Here is a 12,625-nt window from a genome sequence, read left to right as displayed (position 1 = left end):
CGCCCTGGTGGAGCGCCACGCGATCCTGCGTACCACCTTCATCGAGGATGCCGAGGGGGCGCGGCAATGCGTCCAGCCGTCCTCGCCCGTGGCACTGGAACGACGCGATCTGTCGGCGCTGCCGGTACAGGCGCAGGAACAGGCGCTGCAGGCGCTGATGGACGAGGAAGCGCGCCGCGACTTCGACCTCGCTCGCGCCGGCCCGCTGGCCGCGCGCCTGCTGCTGCTGGGTCCGACCTCCCACGCCGTGTTGTTGACCATCCACCACCTGGCGACCGACGGAACGTCGATGACGATCCTGACGCGCGAGTTCATGGCGTTGTACGACGCGCTGCGCCACGGACGCAGCGCCGCCTTGCCGCCGCTGCCGTTCCAGTACGGCGACTTCGCCGCATGGCAGCAGAGCGCGTTGGGCGAGGCGGTGCTGGGGCCGCAGCTGGACTACTGGCGCCAGGCGCTGGCCGGCGCGCCCACCGTGCATGGGTTGCCATTGGACCGGCCGCGGCCGCCGCAGCCGGATCATCGCGGCGCGGTGCATCCGCAGGTGCTCGAGGGCGCGCTGCATGCGGGCCTGCAGGGCCTGGCGCAGCGGCACGGCTGCACGATGTTCGTGGTGGTCAAGGCCCTGCTCGCGGTGCTGCTGGGCAAGCACTCCGGACAGCACGACATCGTGCTGGGCGTGCCGGCGGCCGGCCGCAACCAGCCCGGCACCGGGGCGCTGATCGGCTTCTTCGCCAATACGCTGGTGTTCCGCCACGCGCTGGCGTGGGAGGCCACCTTCGCCGACCTGCTGGAGACGCACAAGGCGCAGGCGGCGGAGGTGTTCGCCCATCAGGACGTGCCGTTCGAGCTGCTGGTGGAGACGCTGCAGGTCGAGCGCAACCTGAGCCATGCGCCGTTGATCCAGGTCTTCCTGGCGTTCCAGAACTACGAGCAGCAGCGCCTGCAACTGGACGGGCTGCAGGTGGAACCGTTGCTGACGCGCACCCACAACGTCCGCTTCGACCTGGAACTGACGGTGCAGGAGCGCGAGGCGGCGCTGACGCTGCAGTGGAGCTATGCCAGCGCCTTGTTCGACGCGGCCACGGTGGCGCGCCTGGCCGCCGGCCTGCGCGAACTGGCGTTGGCGGTGGTGGCCGACGATCGGCAGCCGCTGTCGGCTTTGTCGACGCTCACCGCCGCGGACCGGGCGCAACTGGCGCACTGGAACGCCACCGCGCTGGCGGTGGCGGAGACGCCGTTGCCGGCGCTGATCGCCGCGCAGGCGCGGCGCACGCCGGATGCGACGGCGGTGGCCGATGGCCGCACGCGGCTGGACTACCGGACGCTGCTGGCGCGCGCCGATGGCCTGGCGCAGCGGTTGCGCGGCCGTGGCATCGGCGCGGGCAGTCTGGTCGGGGTGTACCTGCCGCGCAGCGTGGACCTGCCGGTGGCGCTGCTGGGCATCCACCGCGCAGGCGCGGCCTATGTGCCGCTGGATCCGGGCTACCCGGCCGCGCGCCTGGCGTATGTGCTGGAGGACAGCGGCCTGCAACTGGTGCTGACCGAGGCCGGGCTGGCCGGGCAGGTGGCCGCGTTGTCGGCGAACGTGGACGTACTGTTGGTGGAGGATGCGCCGGACATGGCGTTGGATGCCAACGCCGATGCCGCCTGCGCCGCGGTACAGCCGCAGGGCAGCGACCTGGCCTACGTGATCTATACCTCCGGGTCGACCGGCCGTCCGAAAGGGGTGATGGTCGAGCACCGCCAGCTGGCCAACTTCCATGCGGCCATGCGCCAGTGCCTGGACCTGGAGCAGGGCGTGTGGCTGGCGGTCACCGCGTGCTCGTTCGACATCTCCCTCCTGGAGCTGCTGTGCCCGCTGGCGCAGGGCTTCACCGTGGTGGTGGGCGACCATCAGCGGCATGCCGAACCGGGGCATGCGTTCGCGGCGCTGATGGCGCAGCACCAGGTGACCCATCTGCAGTGCACGCCCTCGCTGCTGCGCATGTACATGGAGCTGCCGGAGTTCTGCCAGGCACTGGCCGGGCTGCGGCTGCTGATGGTGGGGGGCGAGGCCTGTCCGGCACCGCTGGTGGAGCGGCTGGAGCAACACACCCGGGCGCGGCTGGTGAACCTGTACGGCCCCACCGAAACCACGATCTGGTCCTCGTCGGCGCCGTTGGGCGGCGGCCGGGCCGTCACCATCGGCCGGCCGGTGGCGAACACCCGCCTGTACGTGGTCGACGCCGCGCTGCGGCCGGTGGCCATCGGGGTGCAGGGCGAGCTGCTGATCGGTGGCGACGGGGTGAGCCGTGGCTACCTGGGCCGCGAGGAACTGACCGCCGAGCGCTTCGTGACGCTGGCCGAGGGCGAGCGGGTCTACCGCACCGGCGACCTGGTGCGCTGGCTGGACAGCGGCGAGTTGCTGTACGTGGGCCGCTGCGATGCGCAGGTGAAGATCCGCGGCCATCGCGTGGAGTTGGGCGAGATCGAGGCCCAACTGGTGGCCCTGGAGGATGTGCGCGAGGCGGCGGTGACGCTGCATGCGCCGGCCAATGCCGAGCCGTTCCTGGCGGCCTACGTGGTGCCGCACACGCCACCGCAGGACGAGGATGCCTGGCTGCTGGCCTGCAAGGCGGCGCTGGCGCGGGAGCTGACCGGCTACATGATGCCCTCGGCCTTCGTGGTCCTGGAGCGCCTGCCGATCACTCCCAACGGCAAGATCGACCGCAATGCGCTGCCGGCGCCGCACCTGCGTCTGGACGAGCCGGCGCTCGCGCCACGTTCGCCGCTGGAGTGCGAACTGCTGAGGATCTGGGAGCGCGTTTTGCAACGCGACGACCTCGGCGTCAATCAGAACTTCTTCGCCATGGGCGGGCATTCGCTCCTGGCGACCCGCCTGGTCATGGACATCAACGCCCAGTTGCAGTCGCAGCTGCGTCTGGCCGATGTCTTCCTGCACCAGACCGTCGCAGAGCAGGCCGACTACCTGCTGAGAAGCGCAGCGCAAGCCGGCACCTTGGCCGCGCCGATCGCAGCGCTGAACCAGACGCAATATCCCTTGTCGCACATGCAGCGCCGCCTGCACTTCCTGAGCCAACTGGAAGGCGGCGGCGCGCAGTACAACCTGCGCGCGGCACTGCGGCTGGAAGGCCAACTGGACCTGGCGGCGTTGGCCGGAGCGCTGGACGCCCTGGTGGAGCGCCACGCGATCCTGCGCACCACCTTCATCGAGGATGCCGAGGGGGCGCGGCAATGCGTCCAGCCGTCCTCGCCCGTGGCACTGGAACGGCGCGATCTGTCGGCGCTGCCGGGACAGGCGCAGGAACAGGCGCTGCAGGCGCTGATGGATGAGGAAGCGCGCCGCGACTTCGACCTCGCCCGCGCCGGCCCGCTGGCCGCGCGCCTGCTGCTGCTGGGTCCGACCTCCCATGCCGTGTTGTTGACCATCCACCACCTTGCGACCGACGGAACGTCGATGACGATCCTGACGCGCGAGTTCATGGCGTTGTACGACGCGCTGCGCCACGGACGCAGCGCCGCCTTGCCGCCGCTGCCGTTCCAGTACGGCGACTTCGCCGCATGGCAGCAGAGCGCGTTGGGCGAGGCGGTGCTGGGGCCGCAGCTGGATTACTGGCGCCAGGCGCTGGCCGGCGCGCCCACCGTGCATGGGCTGCCATTGGACCGGCCGCGGCCGCCGCAGCCGGATCATCGCGGCGCGGTGCATCCGCAGGTGCTCGAGGGCGCGCTGCATGCGGGCCTGCAGGGCCTGGCGCAGCGGCACGGCTGCACGATGTTCGTGGTGGTCAAGGCCCTGCTCGCGGTGCTGCTGGGCAAGCACTCCGGACAGCACGACATCGTGCTGGGCGTGCCGGCGGCCGGCCGCAACCAGCCCGGCACCGGGGCGCTGATCGGCTTCTTCGCCAATACGCTGGTGTTCCGCCACGCGCTGGCGTGGGAGGCCACCTTCGCCGACCTGCTGGAGACGCACAAGGCGCAGGCGGCGGAGGTGTTCGCCCATCAGGACGTACCGTTCGAGCTGCTGGTGGAGACGCTGCAGGTCGAGCGCAACCTGAGCCATGCGCCGTTGATCCAGGTCTTCCTGGCGTTCCAGAACTACGAGCAGCAGCGCCTGCAACTGGACGGGCTGCAGGTGGAACCGTTGCTGACGCGCACCCACAACGTCCGCTTCGACCTGGAACTGACGGTGCAGGAGCGCGAGGCGGCGCTGACGCTGCAGTGGAGCTATGCCAGCGCCTTGTTCAACGCGGCCACGGTGGCGCGCCTGGCCGCCGGCCTGCGCGAACTGGCGTTGGCGGTGGTGGCCGACGATCGGCAGCCGCTGTCGGCTTTGTCGACGCTCACCGCCGCGGACCGGGCGCAACTGGCGCACTGGAACGCCACCGCGCTGGCGGTGGCGGAGACGCCGTTGCCGGCGCTGATCGCCGCGCAGGCGCGGCGCACGCCGGATGCGACGGCGCTGGCCGATGGCCGCACGCGGCTGGACTACCGGACGCTGCTGGCGCGCGCCGATGGCCTGGCGCAGCGGTTGCGCGGCCGTGGCATCGGCGCGGGCAGTCTGGTCGGGGTGTACCTGCCGCGCAGCGTGGACCTGCCGGTGGCGCTGCTGGGCATCCACCGCGCAGGCGCGGCCTATGTGCCGCTGGATCCGGGCTACCCGGCCGCGCGCCTGGCGTATGTGCTGGAGGACAGCGGCCTGCAACTGGTGCTGACCGAGGCCGGCCTGGCCGGGCAGGTGGCCGCGTTGTCGGCGAACGTGGACGTACTGTTGGTGGAGGATGCGCCGGACATGGCGTTGGATGCCAACGCCGATGCCGCCTGCGCCGCGGTACAGCCGCAGGGCAGCGACCTGGCCTACGTGATCTATACCTCCGGATCGACCGGCCGTCCGAAGGGGGTGATGGTCGAGCACCGCCAGTTGGCCAACTTCCATGCGGCCATGCGCCAGTGCCTGGACCTGGAGCAGGGCGTGTGGCTGGCGGTCACCGCGTGCTCGTTCGACATCTCCCTCCTGGAGCTGCTGTGCCCGCTGGCGCAGGGCTTCACCGTGGTGGTGGGCGACCATCAGCGGCATGCCGAACCGGGGCATGCGTTCGCGGCGCTGATGGCGCAGCACCAGGTGACCCATCTGCAGTGCACGCCCTCGCTGCTGCGCATGTACATGGAGCTGCCGGAGTTCTGCCAGGCACTGGCCGGGCTGCGGCTGCTGATGGTGGGGGGCGAGGCCTGTCCGGCACCGCTGGTGGAGCGGCTGGAGCAACACACCCGGGCGCGGCTGGTGAACCTGTACGGCCCCACCGAAACCACGATCTGGTCCTCGTCGGCGCCGTTGGGCGGCGGCCGGGCCGTCACCATCGGCCGGCCGGTGGCGAACACCCGCCTGTACGTGGTCGACGCCGCGCTGCGGCCGGTGGCCATCGGGGTGCAGGGCGAGCTGCTGATCGGTGGCGACGGGGTGAGCCGTGGCTACCTGGGCCGCGAGGAACTGACCGCCGAGCGCTTCGTGACGCTGGCCGAGGGCGAGCGGGTCTACCGCACCGGCGACCTGGTGCGCTGGCTGGACAGCGGCGAGTTGCTGTACGTGGGCCGCTGCGATGCGCAGGTGAAGATCCGCGGCCATCGCGTGGAGTTGGGCGAGATCGAGGCCCAACTGGTGGCCCTGGAGGATGTGCGCGAGGCGGCGGTGACGCTGCATGCGCCGGCCAATGCCGAGCCGTTCCTGGCGGCCTACGTGGTGCCGCACACGCCACCGCAGGACGAGGATGCCTGGCTGCTGGCCTGCAAGGCGGCGCTGGCGCGGGAGCTGACCGGCTACATGATGCCCTCGGCCTTCGTGGTCCTGGCGCGCCTGCCGATCACTCCCAACGGCAAGATCGACCGCAATGCGCTGCCGGCGCCGAAAGCCGGCGCCTTCCATCGTCGCGCCCATACCGATGCCGAAACCGACACCGAGGCGCGCCTGCAGGCGGTCTGGAGCGCGCTTCTTGGCCATGAGCGCATCAGCACGACCGTGGACTACTTCGAGGCGGGCGGGCACTCATTGCTCGCCACGCGCCTGGTGTCCGCGATCCGCGATGCGTTCGGCGTCGAGCTGTCGCTGCGCGAGATCTTCCAATACCCGACCATCCGCGCGCAGGCCGCGCTGATCGCGTCCAGACCGCGGACATCCGCGTCTGGCCCGCGCGCCGGCATGCGCCCCGAGCGACTGCCCCTGTCCGCGGCGCAACAGCGCCTGTGGTTCGTGTCCACGGGTGCCGATGGCGACGGGCGCTACGGAATCGGCACGGCGCTGCGGCTGCATGGTCGCCTGCGCGTGGAGGCGCTGGAGGGCGCCCTTGCGCGGATACAGCAGCGGCACGAGATCCTGCGCACGACCTACCATGTCGACACCGATGGCGCCTGGCAACAGATCCATCCGCACGGCGGTGCCCGGCTCGACGTGCTGGACTGGTCGAGCGAACCTGCCGGGGACCACGAATCGCGCCTGGTCCGGCTGATCGCCGAAGCGGAGGCGCGGCCCTTCGACCTCTCCTCCGATCCGATGCTGCGTGCGACGCTGGTGGCCTTGGCCGACGAGGCGCACGTGCTGGTGCTGACCGTGCACCACATCGCCGCCGATGGCTGGTCGCTGGATGTGCTGGTCGACGAGTTCGTCCAGCTGTACACCGCGATCGGCCAGGGCCAACCGCCGCAGCTGCCGGCGCTGCCGATCCAGTACGCCGACTACGCGCTGTGGCAGCAGGCGCAGGCCCCGGCGCTGGCCGACGGCCTGGCGTGGTGGAGCGCGCAACTTGCCGGCGCCCCGGACCTGAGTACGCTGCCGGGCGATCGCCCACGCCCCACGCGCATGTCGGGGCAGGGCGCCAACCTGCGCAGCGCGTTGCCGGCGGCCCTGATGGTGCGCGTGCGTGGGTTCTGCCATGCGCACGACGTCACCCCGTTCATGCTGCTGGAAGCGGTACTGGCCCTGCTGGTGGCACGCTACAGCGATCAGCACGACGTGGTGATCGGCACTCCGGTGGCCGGACGCCTGCACCGCGAGGTCGAGCCGCTGATCGGCTGTTTCGTCAACAACCTCGCGCTGCGCACGCAACTGGCGCCGACGATGGCCTTCGATACGCTGCTGCGTGCCACCCGCGCCACGGTGATCGATGCCTACGGCGAGCAGGCCGTGCCCTTCGACAAGGTGGTCGAGCGGCTGCAGGTGGAGCGCAGCCTGGGCCACAGCCCGCTGTTCCAGATCCTGTTCACCCTGCAGAACACGCCGCAACGGCGGCTGCAACTGCCGGGCCTGCGCATCGAGGGCATCGCCCATGCCGCGCAGACCAGCAAGTACGACCTGGAACTGACCGCCTGGGAACACGAAGGCGCACTGCAGCTGAGCTGGCAGTACGCCACGGACCTGTTCGATGCGCAGAGCATCGAACAGGTGGCGCGGCACTATGCCGCGCTGCTGGAGGCGGTGCTGGACGCACCGGCCACGCCGGTGTTCGCGTTGCCGATGATGGACGCCCAGGAACACGCCCGCTGGGACGCCTGGAACGCCACCGCGCGCGACTATCCGCGCGAGCGCTGCGTGCATGCACTGTTCCGGCAGCAGGCGCAGCGGACCCCGCAGGCGCTGGCCGTCACCGACGGCACGCGTCAACTGAGCTATGCCGCGCTGGATGCATGGTCCGACCGCGCCGCGCAGGCGCTGCGGGCGCAGGGGGTCGGGCCGGGCCGGGTGGTCGGCCTGCATGTCGGGCGTTCGCTGGAGCAGGTGGTGGGCGTGCTGGCGATCCTCAAGGCCGCCGGCGCCTATCTGCCGCTGGAACCGGATCATCCCGATGCGCGTCTGGCCTACATGTGCAGCGACAGCGGGGTCGAACAGGTGCTGACCGTCGCCGCGCTGGCCGAGCGCGGCCGTGCCCTGGCGCCGTGGACGCTGTGCCTGGACGACATGCAAGCCTTGTCGTCCTGGCCCGACGTCGCCCCGGACGCCGAGGAAGACCCGCGCCAGCTGGCCTACCTGATCTACACCTCCGGCTCCACCGGCCAGCCCAAGGGCGTGCGGGTGCCGCACCGCGGCGTGGTGAACTACCTCGATCACGCGCGCGGCTACCTGCAGCCCCACCACCACGGCGCGGTGATGGGCACGCCGCTGAGCTTCGATGCCACGGTGACCACGTTGTTCGTCCCGCTGCTGGCAGGGCGCTGCCTGGTGCTGTTGCCCACCGAGGCCGCGGCCCTGTTCGACGGCCTGGGCCATTACCTGTTCGAGGACGGCCGCGACTGGCTGTTCAAGCTGACGCCGGCGCACCTGGATGGCGTGTTCGCCGCCCATGGCGGCGGCGACAGCGCCATGCAACGCCGCCATTGCCTGGTGATCGGCGGCGAGCAACTGACCAAGGCGACCGTGGCCCGCTGGCAGCGCGAACGTCTGCCGCTGGCCGTCTACGTGAACGAGTATGGCCCGACCGAGACGGTCGTCGGTTGCTCTGTGTACACGGTGCGCGGACCGCAGGACCTGCAGCGCGGCGGGCATGCGGTGGCGATCGGCCGGCCGATCCAGAATACCCGCCTGTATGTGCGCAACGCACTGGATCAACCGGTGCCGGTGGGCGCGGTGGGGGAACTGTGCATCGGCGGCGACGGCGTCACCGAGGGCTACCAGCGCCTGGAAGCGCAGACCGCCGCACGCTTCCGCGTGCACCGGTTGCACGACGGGCGCAGCGAACGGCTGTACCACAGCGGCGATCTGGTGCGCTGCGGCCGCGACGGCGAACTGGAGTACCTGGGCCGGCGCGATGCGCAGGTCAAGCTGCGCGGCTACCGGATCGAACTGGGCGAGATCGAGTCGCGGTTGCGCGAGGACCCGCGGGTGAGCGATGCGGTGGCGCTGCTGCAGGGCGAAGGCGAGCGCCGGCGGATCGTGGCGTTCGTGGCCAGTGCCGTGCCCGCCGAGGCGCAGGCGGCGCTGTGCGCAGCGCTGCAGCAAGCGCTGGCGCAGACGCTGGCCGAGTACATGCGGCCGTCGGCGCTGGGTGTGCTGGCGCAGCTGCCGCTCACCGGCAACGGCAAGGTCGACCGCGCGGCGTTGCCAATGCTGGACGTGGCCGACGCGACCCCATACCGCGCGCCCGCCACCGCCACCGAACTGGCCCTGGCCCAGCTGTGGCAGGAACTGCTGGAGCGCGACGCGCCGGTCGGCGCCGACGACAACTTCTTCCGCCTGGGCGGCCACTCGTTGCTGGCCACGCGCATGATCCTGGCGGTCAATCAGCGCTATGCGATCACGCTCGGCATCGCCGACGCATTCAAGTCGCAGACGCTCGCGGAACTGGCGGCACGGGCCGACGAGCAGCGCGCACGCGACCTGCCCGAGGTGGCGCCGATCCAGCGCAGGGCAACGCCGACCGCGGCGCCGCTCTCTTACGCGCAACAACGCCTTTGGTTCATCGACCGGCTCTCGGGCGGGAGCCGCCAGTACAACATCGCCTTGCCCGTGAAGATCCTCGGCAGGCTCGACATGGACGCACTGGTCGCGGCCCTGGACGCGATCGTCCGCCGTCATGAGGTGCTTCGCACCACGTACCACGAGCATGCGGATGGAAGCGTGCTGCAGCGGATACAGCCGTGCGCGCCGTTCGCGTTGAGCGGCTACCGGGACCTGCGTGCCTGCGTCCCGGACGAGCAGCAGGCGCGCCTGGACGAACACGTGCGCGCCGCCGTCGACATCGATATCGACCTGTCTGCGGATCCGATGCTGCGTGCGACGCTGGTGGCCTTGGCCGACGAGGCGCACGTGCTGGTGCTGACCGTGCATCACATCGCCGCCGATGGCTGGTCGCTGGATGTGCTGGTCGACGAGTTCGTCCAGCTGTACACCGCGATCGGCCAAGGCCAACCGCCGCAGTTGCCGGCGCTGCCGATCCAGTACGCCGACTACGCGCTGTGGCAGCAGGCGCAGGCCCCGGCGCTGGCCGACGGCCTGGCGTGGTGGAGCGCGCAACTTGCCGGCGCCCCGGACCTGAGTACGCTGCCGGGCGATCGCCCACGCCCCACGCGCATGTCGGGGCAGGGCGCCAACCTGCGCAGCGCGTTGCCGGCGGCCCTGATGGTGCGCGTGCGTGGGTTCTGCCATGCGCACGACGTCACCCCGTTCATGCTGCTGGAAGCGGTACTGGCCCTGCTGGTGGCACGCTACAGCGATCAGCACGACGTGGTGATCGGCACTCCGGTGGCCGGACGCCTGCACCGCGAGGTCGAGCCGCTGATCGGCTGTTTCGTCAACAACCTCGCGCTGCGCACGCAACTGGCGCCGACGATGGCCTTCGATACGCTGCTGCGTGCCACCCGCGCCACGGTGATCGATGCCTACGGCGAGCAGGCCGTGCCCTTCGACAAGGTGGTCGAGCGGCTGCAGGTGGAGCGCAGCCTGGGCCACAGCCCGCTGTTCCAGATCCTGTTCACCCTGCAGAACACGCCGCAACGGCGGCTGCAACTGCCGGGCCTGCGCATCGAGGGCATCGCCCATGCCGCGCAGACCAGCAAGTACGACCTGGAACTGACCGCCTGGGAACACGAAGGCGCACTGCAGCTGAGCTGGCAGTACGCCACGGACCTGTTCGATGCGCAGAGCATCGAACAGGTGGCGCGGCACTATGCCGCGCTGCTGGAGGCGGTGCTGGACGCACCGGCCACGCCGGTGTTCGCGTTGCCGATGATGGACGCCCAGGAACACGCCCGCTGGGACGCCTGGAACGCCACCGCGCGCGACTATCCGCGCGAGCGCTGCGTGCATGCACTGTTCCGGCAGCAGGCGCAGCGGACCCCGCAGGCGCTGGCCGTCACCGACGGCACGCGTCAACTGAGCTATGCCGCGCTGGATGCATGGTCCGACCGCGCCGCGCAGGCGCTGCGGGCGCAGGGGGTCGGGCCGGGCCGGGTGGTCGGCCTGCATGTCGGGCGTTCGCTGGAGCAGGTGGTGGGCGTGCTGGCGATCCTCAAGGCCGCCGGCGCCTATCTGCCGCTGGAACCGGATCATCCCGATGCGCGTCTGGCCTACATGTGCAGCGACAGCGGGGTCGAACAGGTGCTGACCGTCGCCGCGCTGGCCGAGCGCGGCCGTGCCCTGGCGCCGTGGACGCTGTGCCTGGACGACATGCAAGCCTTGTCGTCCTGGCCCGACGTCGCCCCGGACGCCGAGGAAGACCCGCGCCAGCTGGCCTACCTGATCTACACCTCCGGCTCCACCGGCCAGCCCAAGGGCGTGCGGGTGCCGCACCGCGGCGTGGTGAACTACCTCGATCACGCGCGCGGCTACCTGCAGCCCCACCACCACGGCGCGGTGATGGGCACGCCGCTGAGCTTCGATGCCACGGTGACCACGTTGTTCGTCCCGCTGCTGGCAGGGCGCTGCCTGGTGCTGTTGCCCACCGAGGCCGCGGCCCTGTTCGACGGCCTGGGCCATTACCTGTTCGAGGACGGCCGCGACTGGCTGTTCAAGCTGACGCCGGCGCACCTGGATGGCGTGTTCGCCGCCCATGGCGGCGGCGACAGCGCCATGCAACGCCGCCATTGCCTGGTGATCGGCGGCGAGCAACTGACCAAGGCGACCGTGGCCCGCTGGCAGCGCGAACGTCTGCCGCTGGCCGTCTACGTGAACGAGTATGGCCCGACCGAGACGGTCGTCGGTTGCTCTGTGTACACGGTGCGCGGACCGCAGGACCTGCAGCGCGGCGGGCATGCGGTGGCGATCGGCCGGCCGATCCAGAATACCCGCCTGTATGTGCGCAACGCACTGGATCAACCGGTGCCGGTGGGCGCGGTGGGGGAACTGTGCATCGGCGGCGACGGCGTCACCGAGGGCTACCAGCGCCTGGAAGCGCAGACCGCCGCACGCTTCCGCGTGCACCGGTTGCACGACGGGCGCAGCGAACGGCTGTACCACAGCGGCGATCTGGTGCGCTGCGGCCGCGACGGCGAACTGGAGTACCTGGGCCGGCGCGATGCGCAGGTCAAGCTGCGCGGCTACCGGATCGAACTGGGCGAGATCGAGTCGCGGTTGCGCGAGGACCCGCGGGTGAGCGATGCGGTGGCGCTGCTGCAGGGCGAAGGCGAGCGCCGGCGGATCGTGGCGTTCGTGGCCAGTGCCGTGCCCGCCGAGGCGCAGGCGGCGCTGTGCGCAGCGCTGCAGCAAGCGCTGGCGCAGACGCTGGCCGAGTACATGCGGCCGTCGGCGCTGGGTGTGCTGGCGCAGCTGCCGCTCACCGGCAACGGCAAGGTCGACCGCGCGGCGTTGCCAATGCTGGACGTGGCCGACGCGACCCCATACCGCGCGCCCGCCACCGCCACCGAACTGGCCCTGGCCCAGCTGTGGCAGGAACTGCTGGAGCGCGACGCGCCGGTCGGCGCCGACGACAACTTCTTCCGCCTGGGCGGCCACTCGTTGCTGGCCACGCGCATGATCCTGGCGGTCAATCAGCGCTGGCCGGACGCATTGCAATTGAAGGATGTGTTCGAGCAGCAGAGCCTCGTGCATCTCGCGCGTCACATCGACGACAGGCACGAGCGGGCCGCCGGCACGCAGGCCGACCGCACCACGGGCAACGTGGTTCATGAAGAACTGGAGTGGTAG

The 12,625-nt window shown here is 70.9% G+C and carries 1 protein-coding gene (cut by a window edge); it reads left to right on the top strand.

The window, feature by feature from the left end:
• Positions 1 to 12,625, top strand: the 3' portion of a protein-coding gene (locus tag AB3X07_RS11125) for an amino acid adenylation domain-containing protein (RefSeq protein ID WP_369944553.1). The gene continues 341 nt to the left of window position 1, outside the view; only the last 12,625 of its 12,966 coding nucleotides appear in the window; its start codon lies off the left edge, out of view; it ends in the stop codon at positions 12,623 to 12,625.

Source organism: Xanthomonas sp. DAR 35659 (assembly GCF_041242975.1).
Classification (GTDB): Bacteria; Pseudomonadota; Gammaproteobacteria; order Xanthomonadales; family Xanthomonadaceae; genus Xanthomonas_A; species Xanthomonas_A medicagonis.
This window is presented reverse-complemented; position numbering and strand designations above follow the sequence as displayed.